We start from the raw sequence: 22,793 nt of genomic DNA, 5'->3' as shown, positions 1-22,793 counted from the left end.
TCATGACACAAACCCCGAAAATCGGCGCCTTGGCGGTTGTTCTGCATCAGGACCATGTGCTCCTGGTGCAGCGCAGCAAGCAACCCGATGCTGGCCTGTGGGGCTTTCCCGGTGGCCATGTCGAATGGGGCGAAACCGTTCTTGAGGCCGCACAAAGAGAGCTGCGCGAGGAGACCTCAGTCATCGCTGAACCACAGCACTATCTGGACAATCTCGATTTACTGCGCCTCGACGACAGTGGCGAAGTCCTGACCCACTACCTGCTGGTGGGGGTTGCCTGTCAGTATCGATCCGGCAGGCCCTTGGCGGGTGACGATGCGCTGGACGCCCGCTGGTTTCCGGTGGATCAGATCCGCCGCGGTGAACTGGAGATGAGTAACCGCGTCATCGACTTACTGGAAACTGCGCTGCGGCGGGCTTAAGTCGCAGGTCTTCTTAGCCGGACATAAAGCAGGCTTGAGATGATCACGCTGACGCACAAAATCAGCGCAGCACCCGCAACGAAGGCACCCAGTCCCATGCGAAGAATGGCCATGCCGTCGTCGGGTGCATAAAGCCCGGACAAGACCCCGATAGGTGCGCCGTAAAACACGGGCCAAACCATCGTGAGCGCAAACCACAAAAGCACGGTAAGACCCGTACATGCCAAAGCCGCCTGCACCACTCGGTCCGGGGCGCGTGCCGCCCGGCGCATCGCTGTCATTGGGCGGGACAGATCGTTCAGAATCGCAAGCAACGCCGGGACCAGCAGCAGGACCAGCAACATTCCAAAGCCCAGCCCATAGACCAAAGTAATGACGGTGGGTTTCAGAAACTGCGCCTGTTGCGACCCTTCATACAGTAGCGGGGTCAGACCCAGAACTGTGGTCAGCGTCGTCAGCATCACAGGCCGCAACCGGTCTGCGGTGCCCTCGACAATCGAAGGCACAAGCCCGCGCTCTTTCTGGTAATCGTCGATGGTCGTCACCAAAACAATCGAGTCGTTGATGATGATCCCCGTCATCCCCAACAGGCCGACAACCGTGAACATGCTCAGCGGGACGTCCCACAGATAGTGTCCCCATATCGCGCCGACCAATCCAAAGGGAATAATCGCCATCACCACCAGTGGCCGCGTCCAGCTGGCAAAGACCCAGGCCAGTACAAGATAGATCCCTGTCAGACACAGGATCAGACCAGTACGGGCCTCGGACAGGAACTCATCTTCCTGTTCGCTCAAACCGGCCATGCGCCATTCGACCTGTCGTTCCGAGGCAATTTTAGGCAGGATTTCCTCGCCCATGGCACGTGCAATCTCTGCCGCGCGCGTCGGATCGTCTTCCGATATGTCACCGTTTACCGAGATTACACGCAGGCCATTTTCGCGCCGGACGGTCGAGAATCCGGACTTTCGCTCGACCGAAACGATATCGGCCAACGGCACATACACTCCATCGGGTGTACGCATCAGAGTGCGCTCCAAGAAATCGGCGGTCAGCTCTCCCTCAGGCAACTCTACCCTGATCTCGGCACTGCGCGGGCCATCCGGGAAGGTCGCCGCCTCGATCCCGTTCAGACGATCCCGTAACACACGACCCAGCGTTTCAATCCGGAACCCCAGCGCCTGACCCTGTGCCGTCAGGTCCAGAATGTACTCTTCCTTGTCATAGGCAAGGTTGTCTTCCAGCGCCGAAACCTCGGGATATTTTGACAGCTCGTTCTGCAAATCCTCGGAAGCAGATTTGAGCGTGTTCACATCCGCGCCATAGAACTGGACATCAATGGCATCACCACCGGGACCCGAGCGCCATCCCCGGAAGCTGAGCAGTTCGACCTTCGGGTGGCGAGGAACAAAATCCTGCAACTCACCCACAAACTCAAAGCTGGAATAGGGGCGCAGATCCGCATCAATCAGCTCGATAGAAATACCACCCAGCAAATCAGCATCTTTACCATCGGCAGCAGCCAGCCCCCAACCTGCGGATCCGCCAACCTCGGCCAGAACATAGTCGATCGGGTTGCGACCATGGCGGTCTTCATAGATTTGGCCCAACTCTTCGGTAGCGCGCTGCAACTCGTGCATCATGGCCACAGTCTCGGCGCGGGTGGCGCCTTCGACCATTATGAAGTTGCCCGTGACCGAGCCACGCTCGGGTGCGTTAAAGAACCGCCAGTTCACGTCGCCGCGAATGAAGAGGGCAATCTGACTGGCCAGGACCACCACCATCAATGCGACCACCACATAGCGCGCCCAGACGACCCAGGCGATCAATGGGCGGAACAAATGGTCCCGCACCCAGCGGAACCCACGATTGACCACGCGGTTGGGCAGATCATACCAGTGTTCTTTGGTGGAATGCGCGATGGCATGCGCCATGTGGTTTGGCAAAATGAGGAAGCATTCGATCAGTGAGGCAATCAATACCGCGATAACAGTAAAGGGGATGTCGCGGATCAACTCGCCAAACCGGCCGCCAACCAGGGTCAGACCAAAAAAGGCAATCACCGTCGTCAGCGTCGCCGCAAAGACCGGCATCGCCATACGCCGTGCCGCCCGTTCAGCGGCCACCATCGGTGCCTCACCCAACCGGCGCGCGCGGAAATCAGCATGCTCGCCCACGACGATGGCGTCATCCACAACAATGCCCAGCGTGATGATCAGGCCGAACAGGGACACCATGTTGATGGACAGCCCGCCGATGTACATGAAGGCAATCGCAGCAGACATGGCAACCGGAATACCTGCTGCGACCCAAAAGGCGATCCGCGCATTCAGGAACAGAAATAGCAGACAGACAACAAGGCCCAATCCGACAAGGCCATTGTCGACCAGAATATCCAGACGATCGGTGATCGCCTGGGCGCGGGTTCGGATCAATTCGATCGTCACCCCTTCGGGAACGCTGGCCTGCATTTCCTTCACAACGTCTTCGACTGTGTGCTGGATTTCGATCGCGTCACCTAGATTCGAGCGATCTACGCGCACGGACATCGCCGGATTTTCGCCCACGAAGTAGCTGCGATTGCGATTGACCCCCTCCACACGGATCTGCGCCACATCGCCGACCAGCAACTTGGATCCATCCGCAAAATTGCGCAGGGCGATGCCTTCGATTTCTTCGGGTGTGCGCTTTTCCGTACCCGTGCGGATGCGGGCATTCGCCCCGGTAACATCGCCTGCGGGGTTTGCGTTGACCTCAGCCGCGACGGCCGATGCGACCTCGGACAGTGTGATGTCGTTGGCTATCAGTTGTGCGGTCGGTATCTCGACCACGATACGTGGCGCGGAAAGTCCCCGGATTGTGGTACGCGTCACTCCGACTGCGAAAAGACGGTTTATCAACTCGTCCGTGAACTTGGCCAGTTGGTCCGGATCGACAGGGCCTGTCACAACCACATCGGTAACCCGGTCCCGCCAGGCACCCCGCCGGATTGTCGGTTCTTCGGCATCGTCGGGCAGGCTGGTGACACTGTCGACGGCAGTCCGGACCTCCTCGACAGCGCGGGACATGTCCCAGTTCGGCTCGAACTCCAGCCGAATGTTGGCGCGCCCCTCGCGTGACGTGGACTCGGTGCTGGCGACACCCTCGACCGCCAGCAAGGCGGGTTCAAGCACCTGAATGATCCCGTTGTCCACATCTTCGGGACCCGCCCCATCCCAGTCCACACTCACGTCGACACGTTCCAGAACCACATCGGGAAAGAACTGCGCCCGCATATTCGGGATTGCCGCCGCACCCAGTACCAGCATCACCAGCAGCAGCAGGTTTGCCACCGTTTTGTGACGCGTGAAGTAACTGAGGATGCCGCCTGCCGCGCTGGGGATCTCGCGCATCATGGCGCTTAACCCCCCGCCCGGTTTTCAAGCCGCTGAACCAGCGCGGCGGGCACCTTGGCCTCGCTCAACTGACCCAGAACCCGTTCTTTGACGTCCTTTGACATGCGCGTGCTGGCCTCGACCTGAGCGACCAGCCGGGCGCGCTGTTCCTCGGACAGCTCAACCAGATCCGGTGCAGCCCCGGCGCTGTCATCTATCCGCAGGGGCCGGACACGTACGCCCGATCCCAGTAGAGGTGTCCGGCCGATCACGACCTCACGCCCCGCCAGCCCATCGCCGCGCAGCAAAACCTCATCGCCCTGGCGCCGGATCAGTTGCACCGGAAGCGCTTCGAGCCTGTCATTTTCATCCAAAACCAACACCGTTCCGACCGCATCCAAGGCCGACGATGGCAACCGCACTACGTTGTCCAACGGTTGTTCCTGCACGGTGACAGTAACAAAGTCACCCGGCTTGAACCCCGACGCCTCATCCAGTCGGGCATAGATCAAACGCCCGGTCTGGCCTTCGCCCGCCGATCCGCTGTCGCGGCTAATTCGGCCTTGTGCGGTCAGGTCGGTGCCCGTGACCTCAAGCGAGATTGTCACCGGTGCGTCGATCAGATCACCGGCTGCGTCCAGCAATCGGACGTATTGCGCGGTTGAGACGCGGAATGCCACCTCCAACGCATTGGGGTCGACAAGTTCCGCCAGCTTTTCGTTCGCGGACACCAGCCGTCCTTCGACTAGCGTTACATCCGTCAATGTGCCCCCGAACCGGGCGCGGATTGTCATATCATCCAGATCGCGTTCAGCAGCCTCAAGCGCAATGCGGGCTCGTGACAACAGGGTGGTCGCCTGATCGACGCGGGATTCTGCCTGAGCCAGCGCAATCCGCCGCGCCAGCACGGCCTGCTGCGCAGCTGCTTTTGCAAGCTCTGCCTCTTCCACAGATGCTGCGGCCCCGACGCCACGTGTCTGCAAATCCTGCTGACGCTGCAGGGCGCGCCCACGCAGCTCTGCCTGTGCCTCGGCCGAATTCAATTCATCCTGCGCCAGCAGCAGCGACCGCTCCGCGTCACGCTCTTCAAACTGCGCGTCCAACAAATCAGATTTTGCCCGGTCCAACGCGGACTGGGCGTCTGCGGGATCAAGTTCAACCAGGACTTCGCCTGTTGTTACCACACCGCCATCTTCAAAATCTTCGGCCAGCCCGACAACACGCCCGCCTAGCGCGGCGCGCAGTTCTAACCTGCGACGGCTTTGAACCTCGCCAAAGGCTTCGAGATATGGGGTGACGGTTTCCAATTCCGCGGACCGAACAGAAACGGCAAAGACACGCTCGCGCGCCTGCGGCGCGGATTCTTCCCGCGTCAGAACGTCTTGCACGGCACCCGAAATCATCTGCGCAGCCACAAACAACAGGGCCACCGTCAACGACGTCAAAAAGACTCCAACAAGGCTTTGCCTCAGAAATCGCATATATAAATCACCCCGGTTGCATCAGGCTGCCATTAGCAAAAGGTAGCTGGGCAGCAAAAAATGCCAAGCCACAAAGCGGTTATGATCGGTTTAACGTGCGACCAGTCTACTTCCGTCGCAAATGTTCGTCCAATCTGGGCATTATTTCGACGAAATTGCAGGGACGGTGGCGATAATCGAACTGTTTCTCCAATATCCCGTCCCAGGCGTCCTTGCAGGCACCGGGACTGCCGGGCAATGCAAACAGGTAGGTGCCACCCGCGACCCCACCGGTCGCACGTGATTGCACGGCCGACGTACCAATCTTCTCCATTGAAACGATTGTGAACACCGTGCCGAAAGCCTCGATTTCCTTCTCATAGACATCGCGATGCGCTTCGACCGTTACGTCGCGGCCCGTCAGGCCCGTACCACCGGTTGAAATCACCACGTCTATCTCAGGATCCGCAATCCAGACACGTAACTGATCGGCGATCTGAGTGCGCTCATCCTGTATGATGCGGCGATCGGCAACCCTGTGCCCTGCTCCTTCGATGCGATCAACAAGTGTCTGGCCGGATTTGTCCTCATCCATCGACCGCGTATCCGAAACGGTAAGCACGGCGATACGGACCGGAATGAAGTCTTTGGTCTCATCAATGCGCGACATGTTTCCTCAGGCCCTTTCCAAGATGGCAAGCCGGATGGCGAGGGCTGTGAAGATCCCCCCGGTCACCCAGCCCATGATGCGTGAGGCGCGCGGGTTCGCGATCAGCACCCGCCCCGCACCACCGGCAAATATTCCAACAAGCCCGTTCACCACAAATCCGCCCAACGCAATGATGGACCCGAAAATCAGGAACTGCAGCAGGATCGATCCCGCCGCCGGGTCTACGAATTGCGGAATGAAGGCCAGTACGAACAGAATTACCTTGGGATTGGTCAGGTTCACCACCAGCCCGTCCCGGAATGCCAATTGGGTGGGACCGGACGGAGCATCCGCAGAGACCGCCCCATTGCGAAACGCCCCCCAGGCGAGATACAGCAGATAAGCAACACCCATCCAGCGGATCACATCGAACAGCCAGGGCATCGTGGCCACCGCCGCTCCTAGACCAAGACCCGCTACCAGAACGTGAACCATCGATCCGGCGGAAATACCTGCGCTGGCGGCGATTGCAGGCCGCGCCCCGGACCGCAGCCCCTGCCCAAAGCAGAACATCATGTCGGCCCCGGGGGTCAGATTCAGGGCAATTGCCGCCGGGATAAACGCCAGCAGTGTAACTGTATCAATCACGTGGTGACCTCGAACCAATTTACCGTGGGGCCAAGATTGGCGATCTGCGTCACGCCGATTGCGCCTCGGTAGCCCCAACTGTCATGGATATGGCCACAAAGGGCAATTTGCGGCTGCAACCGCTCGATTGCGTCACGGACCGCCACCGAACCTACCGCATCGCCCGTCGATGTAAGATCGCCGTGACCCTTGGGCGGAGAATGGGCAATCAGGATGTCAGCCCCTTCACACCGGTCCAGCAACTCAGCCGCTTCGGGGTCCGTCAGATCACAGGACCACTCACCGAATGGTGTCACCGGCACGCCGTAACCAAGGCCAAACAGACGCAGCCCATCCACGGTCATGCCTGTGCCGTGCAAAACATGCACGCCTTCAGGCGCAGCGTCGGTCAGTTCACCTGCACTTTCGGCATTGCCCGGAACCAGAACCAGCGGCGCATTGATACCAGAGAGCATCGCCATCGCGTCATCCAGCCCTCGCCGCATGTTGCAATAATCTCCGGCTCCGATAACCAGATCAGCCTCATCGCTGGATGCAACGACGTCTGCGGCACGGTTTCGCGCCATATGCAGGTCCGAGAATGCGAGGATTTTCATGCCTTGCCCTCCAGCCTTGCTTTAAGTTCCAGCAAATCAGCCCATGCCTGCCGCTTCATCTGTGGCTGTCGCAGCAGATATGCAGGATGGAACATCGGGATAGCCGGCAAGTCCATCGCCTGATCCCACTGACCCCGAAGCCGCGTGATCCCCCGTTTGCCCAGAACAGCCTGACAGCTGATATTGCCCATCACCACCAGAACCTCGGGTTTGGCCAAGGCCACGTGCCGTTCGAGAAACGGCTTCATCATGCCAATCTCTTCGGGCTTGGGATCCCGGTTCTGCGGCGGACGCCAAGGCAGGACGTTGGTGATATAGACGTTTTCGGTTCGGTTTAGATCAATTGCCGCCAGCATCCGGTCCAACAACTGACCGGCGCGTCCGACAAAGGGCTTGCCCTCGCGGTCTTCATCGCGCCCCGGAGCCTCTCCGATAATCATCACCCTCGCACCCGGGGTGCCGTCGGCAAAGACCAACTGCCGCGCACCGCGCTTCAACTCGCAATGATCAAACGCGTCCATAGCCGCCTGCAACTGATCGAGCGTCCCTGCAGCCTGTGCCGCAGATTTCGCAACCGCAACCGGATCAAGCTGCTTGGGTTTTTCTGGTGCGGACTGGGCCTTTGCGGGTTTCTTGGCTTTGGGCGCGGAATCCGGCAACGCATAGCGATCCACCGGTGCATCACCGATCGCATCCGTCGCACCCAGTTCGATCTGCCATTCCAGCAGGGCGCGGGCAGTATGATAGTCCAAAGCCGATTCCATAACCCTCAATCTAACCACCTTTTGAAGGAGGGAAAGCGAATAGGCCTTGATTGGTCGGTCCGTCGCACCGACCATTGGCGTATTCATGTTGTTTGTATTGCGATTCTTTCTCATCAGTTTGCTGCTGACCATGCTCAGTGGCCCGGCCTCTGCGCAGTTTCAGGACCGATACGGGCAGTGCCGTGCCGGTCAGTTCAAATGCGGCAGTACCTGCTGTTCGGGCGGCCAAAGATGCAGCTTTGACGGGAACTGCATTCCGCTGGGCGGCACCTATTGCGGTGGCGGCAGAACCTGCGGCCCATTCGAGCGCTGCGTGGCGGGCGGCACCCGGTGCGCCCCAGCCGGGCAAAATAAGTGCAGATCGCGTCTGGATTGCCCCGGCGGTAGCATCTGCAACGCGCGCGGGGAATGCGAGAAGATAACGCCCGACATTCAGGAACTGCCTTCTCTAACGTGTGACGACGGTCGCATTTGCGGATCCGGATCGTCTTGCCTGCCGGGTGGCGGATGTACACGCCCTGGCTGGTATCTTTGCGAAAAAACCGGGTCTCAGTGCCGTCAGGGATTCAAATGTTCAAAAAACCAGGGATGTGTTCCTGTTAAGGCCATCGACTGCGGATACGGCAAGTGGTGCAAGCCCGGCGAACAGTGTCTGCCCGAAGGCGGGTGCGAGAAACTGCCAGAAGGATCTGATCCTTAGGTTGCCTTGGGCTGCGTGGCTTCTTATAAGCGGCGCGATTGTCAGACAGGAGCCCGCCAATGCGTTTCGCCCATCGTCACCTTCTTGGCATCGAACACCTGTCGCAATCCGATATCACTGCCATTCTCGATCTGGCCGAGAAATATGTCGACATGAACCGCCAGTCGACCAAGCATTCCGACGTGCTGTCAGGGCTGACGCAAATCAACATGTTCTTCGAGAACTCAACCCGCACGCAGGCCAGTTTCGAAATCGCAGGCAAGCGGCTGGGTGCGGACGTGATGAATATGGCGATGCAGGCCAGCTCGATCAAAAAGGGCGAGACGCTGATCGACACAGCGATGACGCTGAATGCGATGCACCCCGATTTGTTGGTGGTGCGCCATCCGCATTCCGGCGCGGTTGACCTGCTGGCGCAGAAGGTGAATTGCGCGGTGCTGAATGCCGGCGATGGCAAGCACGAACACCCGACGCAAGCTCTGCTGGACGCGCTGACCATTCGCCGCGCCAAGGGTCGCCTGCACCGGCTGAACATTGCGATCTGCGGCGATGTCGCTCATTCCCGCGTTGCCCGGTCAAACCTGATCCTGCTGGGCAAAATGGAAAACCGCATTCGCCTGATCGGGCCGCCGACATTGGTTCCGTCGCAATTCGCAGATTTTGGGGCCGAAATTTACGACGACATGAATGAAGGTCTAAAGGACGTCGACGTCGTCATGATGCTGCGCCTCCAGAAAGAGCGGATGGACGGCGGCTTTATCCCGTCGGAGCGGGAATACTACCACCGCTATGGCCTCGACGCTGCGAAACTGGCACAGGCCAAACCCGACGCCATCGTCATGCACCCCGGCCCGATGAATCGCGGGGTCGAGATTGACGGAACACTGGCAGACGACATCAACCGGTCCGTTATTCAGGAACAGGTCGAAATGGGCGTCGCCGTTCGCATGGCCGCAATGGAACTGTTGGCCCGCAACCTGCGCGAGGCAGCATGAGTGATCTGATCGTCGCCCCCCACGAATACGGCGTCCTGCGCCTGTTTCAGCTGGACATGCGGCCCGAGGCAGCAAAGTTCCTGCGCGAACCGGGCGCCGCCGACCAGGTTCTGGGTGTCGAGGGTCTGGATCCCGTTCAGATCGACATCTTTCCCGTATCAGATCTCGAGGAACTGGGTCTTTATGGCTATCTCAACGAAGGGTGCGGCGTTCCCAAAGATCAGCTGGACTGGGCTGCGCTGGAGAGCGTTGAAGGCTGGGTCATGGTTGTGCGCAGTGCTGCTTTTCAGGGACGTGCCGCCACTTTGCAACCGGACCCCAAAGTGCACCTGATTGGCCTTTACACTGAAGAGGCGACAAGCTGGACCGGTGGAGCAATTAAAGCAGAAAGCGCGAAACCGTTCTCGGCCCCGCAAACGCCACCACGGGACGACAAACCCGGCCGTATTGGGTCGGCCATGCTGGCAGTGGTGGCGCTGGTGGTCATCGGAGGCATCCTATGGCTGATCCTGTGACCTTCACCCCCGACAAAGGCGCGTATATCCGCACGAATACATGGCTGGCCGCCGGGGCCATGGCTGTCGCGATGATCGTGCTGTGGCTGGTCGGAAACCCCTACGTCTGGACCGGGGCACCCGCGGGTCTTGCGGCCGTCGCCTTTCGCGCATGGTACCTGGCCTCAGAAGAACTGACCACCACATGGCAGATGACGGACACCACCCTTACCGGTCCAGGCCCGCGCAATGTGGCGCTGAACCAGATAGAGGCGGTCAACCTCATGGGCAGTTTTGTCCAGATCGTCACCAAGGGTGGCAACAAGCATCTGATCAAGTATCAGGCTGACCCCGCAGCCACCAAAGCCGCCATCGAAAGAGCAATGGGATGAACAACACTATTTTCACCAACGCCCGCCTGATCGACCCGGAAACCGGCACCGACAGCCCTGGCTGGCTACATGTATCCGATGGTAGGATTACTGCGCGCGGCGAAGGGGTTGCTCCGGCGTCTGCGGCGCAGGTCGTCGATTGTGGTGGGCAATGCCTTGCCCCCGGTATCGTCGATATCGGCGTCAAGGTCTGTGAACCGGGTGAGCGGCACAAGGAAAGCTATAAATCCGCCGGTCTGGCCGCTGCAGCCGGAGGCGTGACCACCATCGTGACCCGCCCCGATACCAGCCCCGCGATCGACACGCCCGAAAGTCTGGAGTTCGTCACACGCCGAGCGCAGGCCGACACTCCGGTCAACGTCCTGCCAATGGCCGCGTTGACCAAAGGTCGCGAAGGGCGCGAGATGACTGAGATCGGATTCCTGCAGGATGCCGGTGCCGTCGCCTTTACTGACTGCGATCACGTGATCGCCAACACCAAGGTGTTTTCCCGCGCCCTGACCTATGCCCGGGCCTGTGGCGCGCTGGTCATCGCCCACCCGCAAGAACCCATCCTCAGCAATGGTGCCGCAGCCACTAGTGGTAAATTCGCCGTGCTGCGTGGCTTGCCCGCCGTCTCACCAATGGCCGAGCGGATGGGACTGGACCGCGACATCGCTCTGCTAGAGATGACCGGGGCCACCTATCACGCCGACCAGATCACCACCGCCCGCGCCCTGCCTGCGCTGGAGCGGGCCAAGCGGAATGGGCTGGACATCACGGCAGGTACGTCAATCCACCACCTGACGCTGAATGAACTGGACGTGGCCGACTATCGCACCTTCTTCAAGGTCAAGCCGCCGCTGCGATCCGAGGATGACCGGCAAGCGGTCATCGAAGCGGTGCGGACCGGCCTGATTGATACGATCAGTTCCATGCACACGCCTCAGGATGAGGAAAGCAAACGCCTGCCGTTTGAAGAGGCGGCCTCTGGCGCGGTGGCGCTGGAAACACTGCTACCCGCGGCCTTGCGTCTGTATCATGCCGGGCAGCTGGACCTGCCGACACTGTTCCGCGCAATGGCCCTGAACCCGGCAAAACGACTAGGGCTGGACAGTGGTCGTCTGTCCGAAGGCGCGCCTGCGGATCTGGTGCTGTTTGACCCGGATGTGCCCTTTGTGCTGGACCGGTTCTCGCTGAAATCGAAATCGCAGAACACACCGTTTGACGGCCAGCGGATGCAGGGTAAGGTCACCGCAACTTTCGTTGCAGGCCAAGAAGTTTACCGGAGACCCTGATGCCCGTCATTGACAGTACAACGACCCAGCTGATCCTCTGGGCAACCTTTGGGTATCTGATGGGGTCGATCCCGTTTGGCATGGTCCTGGCCAAGGTGATGGGCTTGGGCAATCTGCGCAACATCGGTTCGGGCAATATCGGCGCAACCAATGTTCTGCGGACGGGCAACAAGACCGCCGCGGCCCTGACCCTGATTTTCGACGCCGCAAAAGGCGGGGTTGCCGTTCTGGTGGCGCGTGCCCTAGCGGGCGAGGATGCCGCGCAGATTGCGGCGCTGGCCGCACTTTTGGGCCATTGCTTTCCGGTTTGGCTGGGATTTAAGGGCGGCAAAGGGGTCGCCACGTTCCTGGGTATCTGGCTGGCGTTGGACTGGCGCGTCGGTGTGGCCTGTTGCCTGATCTGGCTGGTTGCAGCTGCAATCTGGCGCATCTCATCCCTTGCGGCACTTGCGGCGGCGGCAACGTCCACTATCTGGGCCCTTCTGCTGACAGGTTCGCAAACGCTGCTACTGGCTGGCGTCCTGACCCTGTTGGTCTATTGGCGCCACAGCGCGAATATTGCCCGCATCAAATCCGGCACTGAACCAAAAATCGGACAGTCTTGAGCGCCTCGGAAGCCTTCCTGACCGCCTTTTTTGCTATCCCCAAGGGGTCGTCGACCGGGCATGCCCACGGCAGGCGGTATATCGTCAGTCGAACGGAATTTTCCGGCGGCAAGTCCCAGAAACTTGCCGCACGCGCACTGGACGGCAGCGACTACATCAGCCTGAACCTTTATTTGACCAAACGTGGATCTCTTCTTCGCCCCTGCGAAATGCCCGCGGAAAAAGTCACCGAATTCGTTTTGGATTTCGCGCCCGATACCTAAGGCCTACCCTGCATTTGTGAACAGTGCCTCTTCGCCCCTGCACATTCACAATTGATTGCTTTGAACGTGATGGGCCGCCTGCCCACTTGGGTTCCGTGACGACCAATTGCGGGTCTCACGGACAAAAAAACTCTTGGGTTGTCTGGGCGCAATTTTCTGCGCCACGTGGCGGCCCCTTCACGAAAGGTGAAAACAATGAACAAGTTCAAATCTCTTATCGGCGGCGTCGCTCTGTCTGTTGCCATTGCAAGCTCGGCTCTGGCCGCTGGTGTTGAACTGAACGCAAGCTCGACCGGTCTGGCCATGCAGGGCTATGATCCCGTTGCCTACTTCACCGTTGGCGAGCCGACCAAAGGTGACTACCGCATCACCACACTGCACAACGACGCAATGTATCGCTTTGCCAATGAAGAAAACAAAGCCGCGTTCGAAGAAAACCCCGAGGCCTACCTGCCTGCATATGGCGGCTACTGCGCATTCGGCGCTGCGATGGGCTTCAAGTTTGACGGTGACCCGACCTATTGGAAGATCGTTGACAACAAGCTGTACCTGAACCTGTCGCAAGACATCCAGCAGCGCTGGGAAGGTGACATCCCGGGCTTTGTTGAACAAGCCAGCGCCAATTGGGAAACCATCGCGGATAAAACACCGGCGGAACTGCAGCAATAATTTGCAGACATTTCCCAAAAAGGCGGCGGCAGAGTATTCTGCCGCCGCTTTTCGTTTCAAGATCAAACACCGGCGAGCCGGGTTCAGTCGGTCTTACGGTTCAAGCACCGTGCTGCCTGTGGTCTGACGCGCTTCCAGAACCCGATGCGCCTCGGCCACCTGATCCAACGGGAACCGCTGATCGATGTGGATTTTGACCTCACCGCCCTCAACCTTGCCGAACAGCCGCCGTGCCATTGCCTGACAGACGGAAGGGTCGGCGATATGGGTAAACAGGGTCGGTCGAGTGATTTTCAAGGAACCTTTCTTGCCCAAAATACCGATATCCATCAACGGGACCGGGCCTGAGGCATTGCCGAATGAGATCATCATTCCCAAAGGCTTCAGGCAGTCCAGCGAGCCATTGAACGTGTCCGCGCCGATGGAATCCATGACCACATCTACACCTTTGTCCCCGGTGATTTCGGCCACACGTTCAGCAAAGTTCTCGGTCCGGTAGTTGATGCAATGCGCAGCCCCGTTGAACTGCGCGAGGCTGCATTTCTCATCTGTTCCGGCTGTTCCGATCAGGGTGATGCCCTCGGACTTGGCCCATTGGCAGGCAATCAGACCAACGCCACCGGCGGCCGCGTGAAACAGAACCGTGTCACCCCGTTTCAAAGGCGTTGTCCGGTGAAACAGATACTCGACCGTCATCCCCTTGAGCATCATCGCCGCAGCCGCGTCAAAAGAAATCCCTTCGGACAACGGACATACCTGCGCCGCTGGCATCACGCGCGCCTCACAATAGGCCCCGGCGGGTGCTGTGGCATAGGCCGCGCGCTGGCCCGGTTTCAGATGGGTAACACCTTCGCCAACGGCCTCAATCACACCTGCCGCTTCCATGCCCAGCGCGTGCGGTAAATCCATCGGGTACAACCCGGTACGCTGGTAGACATCAATGAAGTTCAGCCCACAGGCCCGGTGGCGGATGCGAACCTCGCCGGGTCCGGGGTCGCCCAAGGGCCGGTCTTCGATCTTTAAAACTTCGGGGCCGCCGTGTTCGTGAATGACGACGGTTCTTGCCGTTTGCTGCATGCTGACCTCCTGTTGCCTGACGCCAAGCTAACACGACTGTGAAACAGGGCAATTGGAAGGTTTTTGCCGCCACGCAACCACAGCGCGAAAAACTGTGCTATACTGGGGTCTGAGCGTTGCCGGCTGGTCCGGCCAAAGGCAACCACCGCCGGATTCAACCCGTTGCGCACTGGCAAAGGGAGGGGATCAAGATGGCCAAAACAATAGGAAATCCGATCAGTTGGGCCGCCCGAAACATCGGCGCGACCGGCGATCATATTACCGAAAGCGTGCACCACATCGGCAGCGCGGACACTCGGCATCTGCCGCAGGTGCAAACACTGACGATGCAGGACCTGAAGGCCTGTTTGCAGGCCGGATACAATGATTTTCTGGAAACGCGGGCAGATGCCATTTTCATCATACTGGTTTACCCAATCGCAGGTCTGCTGATGTTCGGCTTCGGCCTGAATCGCAACATGGTGCCCCTACTGGCACCGCTGATCATGGGTTTCGCACTAGTCGGTCCGATCGCAGCCGTGGGCCTTTACGAAATCAGCCGCAAACGCGAGCAAGGCGGCGAGGTCCATTGGCTGGACGCCTTGGGCGTCTTCCGGTCCCCGTCCTTCGGTGCAATTCTGGCTTTGGGGTTCTATCTGGTCATGCTGCTGCTGGTCTGGCTGATGGTCGCGCAGAGCATCTATGTGCATACGCTTGGGCCTGATCTGCCCACCTCACTCGGGGCTTTCGTGACTCAGGTGTTCACCACGGGCGCAGGCTGGTCCATGATCATTTTCGGCAATGCGATCGGGTTTCTATTCGCGCTGGTCGCATTGGCCATGAGCGTCGTCAGCTTTCCATTGCTGTTGGACCGTCCTGTCGGACTGCCGGTGGCCGTCGTGACGTCGGTCCGGGTGTTGCGGCATAACCCCGGTGTCATTTTGGCATGGGGGTTCATCGTAGCGGCCCTGTTGATCATCGGAGCCATCCCGATGCTGCTGGGGCTGATCGTTGTCATGCCAGTCCTGGGCCATGCAACCTGGCATCTTTACCGCCGCGCAGTGGTCTGATCGGAAAAAGCGCGGGATCTTCCCGCGCCAAAGTTTTAACCAGCGACCTTGAGGACAATCTTGCCGATGTGGCCCGAGCTTTCCATCCGCGCATGGGCGGCTGCCGCCTCGGCCAGATCAAACTCACTGTCCATGACGGGGGCCACCTTCCCAGCCTCCAGCAATGGCCAGACAGCCTCGCGCAAATCCTGCGCAATCTTCGCCTTTGCCAGATCACTTTGAGGGCGCAAAGTACTGCCAGTCAGGGTCAGGCGTTTGACCATCATCATCGCAAAGTTCAACTCGACCTTCGGACCTTGCAGGAAAGCGATCTGAACCAGACGCCCATCCTCGGCCAGAGCTTTGACGTTGCGCGGGATATAGTCGCCACCAACCATGTCGAGGATCAGGTTCGCCCCACCCTCAGCCCGCATGACGCCCACGAAGTCCTCATCCCTGTAATTGATCGCCTTCTCGGCCCCGAGGTTCACACAGGCCTCGCATTTCTCAGCAGATCCCGCGGTTGCAAACACCCGCGCACCAAACGCGTTCGCCAGCTGGATCGCTGTTGTGCCAATGCCGCTGGACCCGCCATGCACCAGAAAACGCTCACCTGCCTTTAGACCACCGCGCGAGAAAACGTTGGACCACACAGTAAAGAAGGTTTCGGGCAGGCACGCGGCCTCTTTCATCCCCATTCCCGAAGGAACTGGCAGACAATGCGCAGCGGGTGTGGCCACATATTCCGCATAACCGCCGCCGGGCAGCAAGGCACAGACCTGATCGCCGATGGCCAGACCTTCGACCCCGGCACCAATGGCAACAACCTCGCCCGATGCCTCAAGCCCCGGCAAGTCGCTGGCACCCTGCGGCGGATCATAGGCCCCGGCGCGCTGCAGCGCATCCGGGCGGTTCACGCCGGCGTAGGCCACTTTCAGGATCACTTGTCCGGCTTGTGGTTTGGGAACCGGGCGTTCCGTCAGTTGCAGAACATCCGGGCCACCGGGTTTGGTGATTTCGACAGCGCGCATCATCTGGGTCATGGGCAAATCTCCTTTGCCCAATGCCTAGCAGGCAATTTCTGGAAGGCCCAGACGCTTACTTGCGCGGGTTCAGCATCCCCGGCAAATCGGCCCGCATTTTCATGGGCGGCTTCACCTGACCGGCCAGCCAGTTTGGAACCGCCAGAAACGGCTTGAACAGCGGGTTACCATTCACCTGCGCTTTGATCTTTTCGATCTGCATGACGTTGTCTATCCGCCGATCCAGAAACTCCCATGTTTTCTGGTGATCGGGGGAATCGTCGCCCAGCCAGAACAGCAGGGTCGAGGAATAGACACCCGACAATGTCGCCCGTTTGGTGTACCAGTTCACATCGTCCGATGTATCTCCCAGCGTGTCCCAGATCAGATCACAGGTTTGCCACAGCGCTTTTGCCCCATCGGCTGCATGCGTGGGCAGGGAAAACAACGTCATGCCCCGTCGTACCAGTTCCTTGTCCGGAACGGCCTCAAGCCGGAAGCGAACCGCGGCAGCGATTCGGTCTCGGAACTTCAGCTCGCTCAGGTCCGTGGATTTAAGGCGGTCTTCCATCGCCGCGTCACCGCGCGCATGGAACGCAAGCGCCAGATCAACTGCGCCGCGGGGGCAGATCGCGCGCGCCAGAGTGTCATCCATATCGCAATCCAATATAGCCGCGCGAAAGCTGGCTTCGGACCAGCCGTCAAACGGCACATGGATCAAGACTGCGTCCAAAAGCTGCTGTTTTGCATCTTCAAAAGTGGTGGTCATGGCGGTTCTCCGGTTCTCAGAGCCAGTACTAGACAAGATAGAGGCGCTTTGCTATACGGCCAACTCCTGCAATTTCCTTGCAACTCTATCTAGAAAGGTGGTGACAACCACATGCAGGTTAGTGTTCGCGACAATAACGTCGATCAGGCGCTTCGTGCCCTGAAGAAAAAGCTGCAGCGCGAAGGCGTGTTCCGTGAAATGAAGCTTAAGCAACATTTCGAGAAACCGTCCGAGAAAAAAGCGCGCGAGAAGGCTGAAGCGATCCGTCGTGCCCGTAAACTGGCACGTAAGAAAGCACAGCGCGAAGGTTTGCTCTAAAACCTCGCTCGTCCAGCTTTGGATGACACTATTTGACGACCCCCGAGGCATCGCCCGGGGGTTTGTCGTTTCTAGGGTCGGATGATTTACGCCGACTCGGACCGCCCACGCGCGACAAGCTGCCATTTCCCTCTCAGCAACATTTTGCCCGGCATTTTGCAGCGCAGCGAATCCCGTGGCGGTAGCACTGACCTGCCAAAACTCGCCTCTGAACACGCCATCCCTATCAACGCAGCATCGAGCCTTTGTAACTGGCGCCGTCTACCACGACAAAAAACCAATCGGAGGCAAAAATGTCGACTGCAAGTAGTATCGAACAAGAAATGCTGGCGCTGATTAACCAAGAGCGCACATCCCGCGGGCTGGACCCCCTACAGCTTGAAACGCGCCTGAACGACTCATCCGAGGATCACAGTGAATGGATGCTGGAAACGGACAGGTTCAGCCACACCGGCTCGGGTGGTTCCAGCGCCACACAGCGGATGGAAATGGCCGGGTTCGACTTCTCGGGCAACTGGCGGTCAGGTGAAAACATCGCCTGGCAATCCGAGCGCGGCGCGCCAGGCATCAGCGATGACGTCGCGCAGCTTCATCAGAACCTGATGAACAGCCCCGGTCACCGCGCCAACATTCTGAACCCAGATTTCAAATACATCGGGATCGGCATTGAAACCGGCGACATGCAGGGTTTCGACGCTGTGATGGTGACGCAGAACTTTGCTGCCACCCAGGGTGAGGTCATGCTGGACAACGGATCCACTACGCCGCCGGCTCCGACACCACCGGTTGAAGAAACCCCGCAGCCCGAAGAGCCCGTGGCCGAAGTACCTGATCCCGAGGTTACCGAGCCAGAGGAACCCGTAGCCGAAGTACCTGACCCCGAAGTTACAGAGCCCGAGGAACCGGTGGCCGAAGTACCTGATCCCGAAGTCACCGAGCCCGAGGAACCGGTGGCCGAGGTACCTGACCCCGAAGTCACCGAGCCCGAGGAACCGGTGGCCGAGGTACCGGAGCCAGAAACGCCCGGAACGGAAGAACCTGAAGAATTTGCATGTTTCGATGTGCAGGAGTTCCTGGCCGAGATCCGGGCATTCGTCCAATCGATTCAGGCGCAGTTCGACCAGTTTGATTGGAACGAAACGGACTATGCCGATGCGGAACCCGAAACCGACGATTTCGATATGGTGATGACCGGCGATGACAATCCTGCGGACGATGTTGAGACATGCTCTGACATGACCGGAGACAATTCAGGTGATGTCTTTGTGTTCAACTATTATGATTTCGACTGCATGATGGACGCCGCTTAACGGGTCCCAGGGTGCGGGGCGGGGGCGACCCTGCCTCGCACCAATTTCTACTTCAATAGTTCAATAGACCTTTGGGACATACAGATCGTCCGGCAGAACCCGGCGTTCGTATTCCGGGTTGTACTTTCGATCCGGCAGGTCGACTTTTTCCTGCGGAACATCCGAATACGGGATCTTGGTCAGCAGGTGTTCGATACAATTCAGGCGCTCGCGCTTTTTGTCATTGCCTTCGACGATGTACCAGGGCGCTTCGGGTATGTTCGTGCGGAACAACATATCCTCTTTGGCCTTGGTATAGGATTCCCACCGAATGCGCGATTCCAGATCCATCGGCGACAGCTTCCACTGCTTCATCGGATCGTGAATACGCATCAGGAATCGCAACTGCTGCTCTTCGTCGGTGATCGAGAACCAATATTTCAGCAGGATGATCCCCGACCGCACCAGCATTCGTTCGAATTCGGGAACGTCCTGAAAAAACTGTTCGACCTGATCTTCACTGGCAAAACCCATGACCCGTTCGACGCCCGCACGGTTGTACCAGGACCGGTCGAACAGAACGATTTCGCCAGCTGCGGGTAGATGCGGCACGTAGCGTTGGAAATACCACTGGCTTTGTTCCCTGCGACTGGGTGCAGGCAACGCAACCACACGCGCAACACGCGGGTTCAGGCGCTGGGTAATCCGCTTGATTACCCCCCCTTTACCGGCACTGTCGCGACCTTCGAATAGGATGCACACTTTGGCGCCCGTGTGTTGAACCCAATCCTGAACCCTGATCAGTTCGGCCTGCAATCGCAGCAGGTTCTGGAAATAGACCTTGCGGTCCAGCATGTCAGGATGCTGTTCCTTATAGATCTTGCGAACTTCCATCGACAGCATCGGCTCGCTGAATTCGATTTCGAAATCTTCGTCCAGCGTGTCTTCGAGCTCGGCTTCCAGCCAGTCTTTTGGGGCATCATTGTGTTGGTAAGCCAAGATCTGCTCCTTATCAGTCAACGGGTTTCGACCATACCCAGAGAGTGTGACCGCCTGATGTCATCAGATATAATTGATGAACGCTCCGCGCCGGTTCAATACCAAGTTGGTGCGGGGCCGCAAAACAGGCAGATGTACGGTCATTCCTATAATTGAACCGACCTGCGCCTAGATACAAGCGTCCGATTTGACGCAACGCCGGCAGTTAGGCAAAGGCTGATCCTTGCACGGCCTTGCCATTTGGGGGTGTCCGACGGCATCAATACGCACCTGAATACGTGAGAGAGCCGTGGCGCATTTTGTATCCCTTCTGCCATTGATATGGCCCTGGTTCATACTGATCGCCGGCATGGTCAGTGCGGCCTCGGGCCGGCGACAACTTGGCCTTACGCTGCTGTTGGTGTTTGGTCTTGCCGCCCTCGCCATGGGGCTGGTCACGCCTTTGGCTGTTGGAATTGTTGCTGCCGGATTGCTGGGTGCTGCGGCCCTGAACCATCTTACGGGCATCGGCGCGGCGGTTGGCCACGTCATGTTGATCGGCTGGTGTCTTGCATTGGGCGCGCATCTGGTGCCCGGATTTCAAAACCTGCTGGTACTTGACCGGGTCTACGCCGGGCCGGACAGCTCGGCGTTTTCAATGTACTTGAATCTGGACAAGCCAATGGTGCTGTTCGCGGTCCTGCTGGCCTGGCCGGGAATGACCGATTCAGCGAGACCTGTCCAGAGAACACCGTTGCTGGTGGGCCTTGCGACCTTGCCCGCCCTCTTCGCCGTTGGGCTGGCCGCGCAGGCCATCCGGCCAGAGCTCAGCCTGCCGCCTTGGTGGATTGTGTTCGCACTCTCGAATCTGTTTCTTACCTGCTTGACGGAAGAGGCCTTTTTCCGTGGGTATCTGCAGTCGCTTTTTGCTTCCAAACTAGGTGCAGCACTTGGTGTGACTCTGGCCAGCCTTCTGTTTGGTTTGGCGCATTTTGCCGGGGGTCCGGCCCTAGTCGCTTATGCCGCGATTCTTGGCGCGGCCTGTGGTTTGGGATTTTATGCGACCGGTCAGTTGTGGGTGCCCGTCATAATGCATTTCGGCTTCAATGCCATGCATCTGATCCTGTTCACCTACCCGGCCCCAACCTGACGGTCACACCGGCAAGGCCGTCGTCTTGAACACAGTACGCAAGGCAAATGAGCTTTGCATTTGCGCCACGCCGGGCAAGCGCGAAAGGTACTGACGGTGAATTCGGGCGAAATCCTCGGTGTTCTCGGCGACAACCTTCAGAATATAGTCCGCCGTCCCCGCCATGAGATGACACTCCAGAACGTCGGGAATGCGCGCCACCGCTTTTTCGAACGCATCCAGAAGCTCTTCGGCCTGGCCCTGCAGCGTGATCTCGACAAACACGGTGGTCGGAACGTTCATCTTGCGTGCATCCAGCAACGCCACATAGTTTCGAATGTACCCGTCGGCTTCAAGCCGTTGGACCCGCCGGTGACACGCCGACGGCGACAGATTCACCTGGTCTGACAGCTCGGCATTCGACATCCTGCCGTTTCTCTGCAGGGCAGCCAGAATCTTTCTATCGGTCGTATCGAGGCTCATACGCGCAAATCCTTTGCAAGATATTCCAATAGTACCGAAGATTCTCGCAAAGAAAACCAAAATGACGGGCAGAGTTTCACAGAAATTGCATCCCAAATTGCACATAATTTGGGCAGTTTATGAATGGAGGAGCGAGAAATGAAAATCGGTTGCCCCAAGGAAATCAAACCCCAGGAATTCCGTGTTGGCATGACCCCCAACGCTGCGCAAGAAGCTGTTGCGCGCGGCCACGAGGTCATCATTGAAACCAATGCCGGCATGGGTTCCGGCTTTGACAACGACTCTTATGTCGCTGCAGGCGCTCGCATTGTCGACACCGCCGAAGAAGTTTTTGCGACCGCGGACATGATCGTAAAGGTCAAGGAACCTCAGGCGGTTGAGCGCAAGATGCTGCGTGAGGGCCAGCTGCTGTTCACCTACCTGCACCTGGCACCTGATCCAGACCAGACCCACGACCTGCTGGCGTCGGGCTGCACCGCGATTGCCTATGAAACCGTAACTGACCGCAACGGCGGCCTGCCGCTGCTGGCGCCGATGTCGGAAGTTGCCGGTCGTCTGGCACCTCAGGTCGGTTCGTGGACCCTGCAAAAGGCCAATGGCGGCCGCGGTGTTCTGATGGGTGGCGTTCCCGGTGTTGGCCCAGCCAAAGTCATCGTGATCGGCGGCGGCGTTGTTGGCACGCACGCAGCCAAGATCGCGGCCGGCATGGGCGCTGATGTCACCGTTCTGGACCGGTCTCTGCCACGCCTGCGTTACCTCGACGACGTCTTCGGCGGCACATTCAAAAGCCAGTACTCGACAGCCGGAGCAACGGCCGAGCTGATCCAGGATGCCGACATGGTCATCGGTGCTGTTCTGATCCCGGGCGCTGCGGCACCCAAGCTGATCTCGCGCGCGCAGTTGTCCACCATGAAACCCGGCGCGGTTCTGGTTGACGTTGCGATCGACCAGGGCGGCTGCTTTGAAACCTCCAAGGCGACCACCCATGCGGATCCGATCTATGAAGTGGACGGCGTCATGCACTACTGCGTGGCCAATATGCCGGGCGCAGTTGCGCGCACCTCGACCATCGCACTGGGCAACGCAACCATGCCGTTCATGCTGTCGTTGGCAAGCAAAGGCTGGAAGAAGGCATGTCAGGACGACCCGCATTTGCTGGCAGGTCTGAACGTCCATGCCGGTCAGCTGACTTACGAAGCTGTTGGTACGGCACTGGGTCTGGACGTTGTCTCGCCCGAGGCAATCGTCAACGCCTGAAGCACTCCCGCCCCTGAAAGTAGCCGCTGAAGCGGCTGCTTTACAGCGTTGGGCATGGCGGCGCGCCTTTGGCGCACCGCTTTTCGTCTGTGGACACGATCCCGGCTTCCAAAAAAGAAACGCCGCGCTGAAAGC

Annotated in this window: 25 protein-coding genes; 13 read left to right on the top strand and 12 right to left on the bottom strand. The window is 58.9% G+C overall.

Annotation, left to right across the window (positions count from 1 at the left end; genetic code table 11):
* The first annotated feature begins 2 nt into the window (after positions 1–2).
* Entirely contained in the window at positions 3–422 is a 420-nt protein-coding gene (locus tag AC2FFH_RS12705; RefSeq protein ID WP_496767623.1) for an NUDIX hydrolase, read from the top strand.
* Here the strand turns inward: AC2FFH_RS12705 and AC2FFH_RS12700 are convergent.
* From AC2FFH_RS12700 to AC2FFH_RS12670, 7 genes are all read right to left on the bottom strand, one after another.
* Positions 419–3,817 carry an efflux RND transporter permease subunit gene (locus AC2FFH_RS12700; protein WP_496844530.1) on the bottom strand — a complete coding sequence of 1,133 codons (3,399 nt, stop codon included), beginning with the start codon at positions 3,815–3,817 and terminating at the stop codon, positions 419–421. The two genes, AC2FFH_RS12705 and AC2FFH_RS12700, sit on opposite strands and share 4 nt — an antisense overlap.
* A gap of 5 nt (positions 3,818–3,822) precedes the next feature.
* Positions 3,823–5,277: an efflux RND transporter periplasmic adaptor subunit gene (locus AC2FFH_RS12695; RefSeq protein WP_496767628.1), complete on the bottom strand. Its 1,455-nt coding sequence runs from the start codon at positions 5,275–5,277 to the stop codon at positions 3,823–3,825.
* A gap of 106 nt (positions 5,278–5,383) precedes the next feature.
* The gene (gene moaB / locus AC2FFH_RS12690; protein ID WP_496767631.1) at positions 5,384–5,926 is read right to left on the bottom strand and encodes a molybdenum cofactor biosynthesis protein B; all 543 of its coding nucleotides are present in this window, start codon (positions 5,924–5,926) and stop codon (positions 5,384–5,386) included.
* A 6-nt stretch (positions 5,927–5,932) separates the two neighbouring features.
* A complete protein-coding gene (locus AC2FFH_RS12685; RefSeq protein WP_496767633.1) occupies positions 5,933–6,553 on the bottom strand; it encodes a LysE family translocator in 621 nt (206 codons plus the stop codon).
* The gene (locus AC2FFH_RS12680; protein ID WP_496725780.1) at positions 6,550–7,149 is read right to left on the bottom strand and encodes a metallophosphoesterase family protein; all 600 of its coding nucleotides are present in this window, start codon (positions 7,147–7,149) and stop codon (positions 6,550–6,552) included. Before AC2FFH_RS12680 ends, AC2FFH_RS12685 begins: the two co-directional genes overlap by 4 nt.
* Positions 7,146–7,913 (bottom strand): uracil-DNA glycosylase, encoded by a 768-nt coding sequence (locus AC2FFH_RS12675; RefSeq protein WP_496725779.1) that lies wholly within the window; start codon positions 7,911–7,913, stop codon positions 7,146–7,148. The genes AC2FFH_RS12680 and AC2FFH_RS12675 overlap by 4 nt, the downstream gene beginning before the upstream one ends.
* 10 nt (positions 7,914–7,923) lie before the next feature.
* The gene (locus tag AC2FFH_RS12670; RefSeq protein ID WP_496725778.1) at positions 7,924–8,262 is read right to left on the bottom strand and encodes a hypothetical protein; all 339 of its coding nucleotides are present in this window, start codon (positions 8,260–8,262) and stop codon (positions 7,924–7,926) included.
* 410 nt (positions 8,263–8,672) lie between these two features.
* Here AC2FFH_RS12670 and AC2FFH_RS12665 point away from each other — a divergent pair, with 410 nt between their 5' ends.
* From AC2FFH_RS12665 to AC2FFH_RS12635, 7 genes are all read left to right on the top strand, one after another.
* Positions 8,673–9,608, top strand: coding sequence for an aspartate carbamoyltransferase catalytic subunit (locus tag AC2FFH_RS12665; protein ID WP_170415202.1), 936 nt, complete (start codon positions 8,673–8,675; stop codon positions 9,606–9,608).
* Complete coding sequence (locus AC2FFH_RS12660; RefSeq protein WP_496844528.1) at positions 9,605–10,123, top strand: hypothetical protein; 519 nt, start codon at positions 9,605–9,607, stop codon at positions 10,121–10,123. Before AC2FFH_RS12665 ends, AC2FFH_RS12660 begins: the two co-directional genes overlap by 4 nt.
* Positions 10,108–10,494 carry a hypothetical protein gene (locus AC2FFH_RS12655; RefSeq protein WP_496844527.1) on the top strand — a complete coding sequence of 129 codons (387 nt, stop codon included), beginning with the start codon at positions 10,108–10,110 and terminating at the stop codon, positions 10,492–10,494. Before AC2FFH_RS12660 ends, AC2FFH_RS12655 begins: the two co-directional genes overlap by 16 nt.
* Positions 10,491–11,771, top strand: coding sequence for a dihydroorotase (gene pyrC, locus AC2FFH_RS12650; protein ID WP_496844525.1), 1,281 nt, complete (start codon positions 10,491–10,493; stop codon positions 11,769–11,771). Before AC2FFH_RS12655 ends, pyrC begins: the two co-directional genes overlap by 4 nt.
* Complete coding sequence (plsY, locus tag AC2FFH_RS12645; RefSeq protein ID WP_496738866.1) at positions 11,771–12,376, top strand: glycerol-3-phosphate 1-O-acyltransferase PlsY; 606 nt, start codon at positions 11,771–11,773, stop codon at positions 12,374–12,376. The genes pyrC and plsY overlap by 1 nt, the downstream gene beginning before the upstream one ends.
* Positions 12,373–12,639, top strand: a complete 267-nt coding sequence (locus tag AC2FFH_RS12640) for a hypothetical protein (protein WP_496767643.1) — start codon at positions 12,373–12,375, stop codon at positions 12,637–12,639. Before plsY ends, AC2FFH_RS12640 begins: the two co-directional genes overlap by 4 nt.
* Positions 12,640–12,834: 195 nt before the next feature.
* Entirely contained in the window at positions 12,835–13,308 is a 474-nt protein-coding gene (locus AC2FFH_RS12635; protein WP_496767644.1) for a YHS domain-containing (seleno)protein, read from the top strand.
* Between the two features lie 93 nt (positions 13,309–13,401).
* Here AC2FFH_RS12635 and AC2FFH_RS12630 read toward each other — a convergent pair whose 3' ends face one another.
* A complete protein-coding gene (locus tag AC2FFH_RS12630; protein ID WP_496844523.1) occupies positions 13,402–14,385 on the bottom strand; it encodes a quinone oxidoreductase family protein in 984 nt (327 codons plus the stop codon).
* A gap of 191 nt (positions 14,386–14,576) precedes the next feature.
* On the opposite strand from AC2FFH_RS12630, the gene AC2FFH_RS12625 reads away from it, so the two are divergent.
* Positions 14,577–15,434 (top strand): DUF2189 domain-containing protein, encoded by an 858-nt coding sequence (locus AC2FFH_RS12625; RefSeq protein ID WP_113792162.1) that lies wholly within the window; start codon positions 14,577–14,579, stop codon positions 15,432–15,434.
* Positions 15,435–15,469: 35 nt separating this feature from the next.
* Here AC2FFH_RS12625 and AC2FFH_RS12620 read toward each other — a convergent pair whose 3' ends face one another.
* Together AC2FFH_RS12620 and AC2FFH_RS12615 are read right to left on the bottom strand one after the other, a co-directional pair.
* Positions 15,470–16,456 carry an NAD(P)H-quinone oxidoreductase gene (locus tag AC2FFH_RS12620; protein WP_496767648.1) on the bottom strand — a complete coding sequence of 329 codons (987 nt, stop codon included), beginning with the start codon at positions 16,454–16,456 and terminating at the stop codon, positions 15,470–15,472.
* A 55-nt stretch (positions 16,457–16,511) separates the two neighbouring features.
* Positions 16,512–17,204: a COQ9 family protein gene (locus tag AC2FFH_RS12615; RefSeq protein WP_496767650.1), complete on the bottom strand. Its 693-nt coding sequence runs from the start codon at positions 17,202–17,204 to the stop codon at positions 16,512–16,514.
* 111 nt (positions 17,205–17,315) lie between these two features.
* Here AC2FFH_RS12615 and rpsU point away from each other — a divergent pair, with 111 nt between their 5' ends.
* Positions 17,316–17,522, top strand: a complete 207-nt coding sequence (rpsU, locus tag AC2FFH_RS12610; protein ID WP_005614280.1) for a 30S ribosomal protein S21 — start codon at positions 17,316–17,318, stop codon at positions 17,520–17,522.
* Between the two features lie 293 nt (positions 17,523–17,815).
* The gene (locus AC2FFH_RS12605; protein WP_496767652.1) at positions 17,816–18,832 is read left to right on the top strand and encodes a CAP domain-containing protein; all 1,017 of its coding nucleotides are present in this window, start codon (positions 17,816–17,818) and stop codon (positions 18,830–18,832) included.
* A gap of 60 nt (positions 18,833–18,892) precedes the next feature.
* Here the strand turns inward: AC2FFH_RS12605 and ppk2 are convergent, their stop codons facing one another.
* Entirely contained in the window at positions 18,893–19,810 is a 918-nt protein-coding gene (ppk2, locus tag AC2FFH_RS12600) for a polyphosphate kinase 2 (RefSeq protein ID WP_496767654.1), read from the bottom strand.
* Positions 19,811–20,099: 289 nt separating this feature from the next.
* Between ppk2 and AC2FFH_RS12595 the strand changes: the two genes are divergently transcribed.
* Complete coding sequence (locus tag AC2FFH_RS12595) at positions 20,100–20,939, top strand: CPBP family intramembrane glutamic endopeptidase (protein ID WP_496844522.1); 840 nt, start codon at positions 20,100–20,102, stop codon at positions 20,937–20,939.
* 3 nt (positions 20,940–20,942) lie between these two features.
* Here the strand turns inward: AC2FFH_RS12595 and AC2FFH_RS12590 are convergent, their stop codons facing one another.
* Positions 20,943–21,401, bottom strand: coding sequence for an Lrp/AsnC family transcriptional regulator (locus AC2FFH_RS12590; protein ID WP_496727301.1), 459 nt, complete (start codon positions 21,399–21,401; stop codon positions 20,943–20,945).
* A gap of 138 nt (positions 21,402–21,539) precedes the next feature.
* Between AC2FFH_RS12590 and ald the strand changes: the two genes are divergently transcribed.
* Positions 21,540–22,658 carry an alanine dehydrogenase gene (ald, locus tag AC2FFH_RS12585; protein WP_496738856.1) on the top strand — a complete coding sequence of 373 codons (1,119 nt, stop codon included), beginning with the start codon at positions 21,540–21,542 and terminating at the stop codon, positions 22,656–22,658.
* The last annotated feature ends 135 nt before the right edge of the window (positions 22,659–22,793 follow it).

Source organism: Ruegeria sp. YTSC003 (assembly GCF_059609785.1).
Note: the sequence above shows the minus strand (reverse complement) of the source record. Positions and strands in the feature narration are given on the sequence as shown.

Coding starts and splice junctions, on each gene's coding strand:
- AC2FFH_RS12665 (WP_170415202.1), top strand. CDS start 8,673: ATGCGTTTCGCCCATCGTCACCTTCTTGGCATCGAACACCTGTCGCAA.
- AC2FFH_RS12620 (WP_496767648.1), bottom strand. CDS start 16,456: ATGACCCAGATGATGCGCGCTGTCGAAATCACCAAACCCGGTGGCCCG.
- AC2FFH_RS12635 (WP_496767644.1), top strand. CDS start 12,835: ATGAACAAGTTCAAATCTCTTATCGGCGGCGTCGCTCTGTCTGTTGCC.
- AC2FFH_RS12625 (WP_113792162.1), top strand. CDS start 14,577: ATGGCCAAAACAATAGGAAATCCGATCAGTTGGGCCGCCCGAAACATC.
- AC2FFH_RS12655 (WP_496844527.1), top strand. CDS start 10,108: ATGGCTGATCCTGTGACCTTCACCCCCGACAAAGGCGCGTATATCCGC.
- AC2FFH_RS12630 (WP_496844523.1), bottom strand. CDS start 14,385: ATGCAGCAAACGGCAAGAACCGTCGTCATTCACGAACACGGCGGCCCC.
- AC2FFH_RS12590 (WP_496727301.1), bottom strand. CDS start 21,401: ATGAGCCTCGATACGACCGATAGAAAGATTCTGGCTGCCCTGCAGAGA.
- moaB (WP_496767631.1), bottom strand. CDS start 5,926: ATGTCGCGCATTGATGAGACCAAAGACTTCATTCCGGTCCGTATCGCC.
- AC2FFH_RS12605 (WP_496767652.1), top strand. CDS start 17,816: ATGTCGACTGCAAGTAGTATCGAACAAGAAATGCTGGCGCTGATTAAC.
- pyrC (WP_496844525.1), top strand. CDS start 10,491: ATGAACAACACTATTTTCACCAACGCCCGCCTGATCGACCCGGAAACC.
- AC2FFH_RS12660 (WP_496844528.1), top strand. CDS start 9,605: ATGAGTGATCTGATCGTCGCCCCCCACGAATACGGCGTCCTGCGCCTG.
- AC2FFH_RS12700 (WP_496844530.1), bottom strand. CDS start 3,817: ATGATGCGCGAGATCCCCAGCGCGGCAGGCGGCATCCTCAGTTACTTC.
- AC2FFH_RS12680 (WP_496725780.1), bottom strand. CDS start 7,149: ATGAAAATCCTCGCATTCTCGGACCTGCATATGGCGCGAAACCGTGCC.
- AC2FFH_RS12695 (WP_496767628.1), bottom strand. CDS start 5,277: ATGCGATTTCTGAGGCAAAGCCTTGTTGGAGTCTTTTTGACGTCGTTG.
- plsY (WP_496738866.1), top strand. CDS start 11,771: ATGCCCGTCATTGACAGTACAACGACCCAGCTGATCCTCTGGGCAACC.
- AC2FFH_RS12615 (WP_496767650.1), bottom strand. CDS start 17,204: ATGACCACCACTTTTGAAGATGCAAAACAGCAGCTTTTGGACGCAGTC.
- AC2FFH_RS12705 (WP_496767623.1), top strand. CDS start 3: ATGACACAAACCCCGAAAATCGGCGCCTTGGCGGTTGTTCTGCATCAG.
- ald (WP_496738856.1), top strand. CDS start 21,540: ATGAAAATCGGTTGCCCCAAGGAAATCAAACCCCAGGAATTCCGTGTT.
- AC2FFH_RS12675 (WP_496725779.1), bottom strand. CDS start 7,913: ATGGAATCGGCTTTGGACTATCATACTGCCCGCGCCCTGCTGGAATGG.
- rpsU (WP_005614280.1), top strand. CDS start 17,316: ATGCAGGTTAGTGTTCGCGACAATAACGTCGATCAGGCGCTTCGTGCC.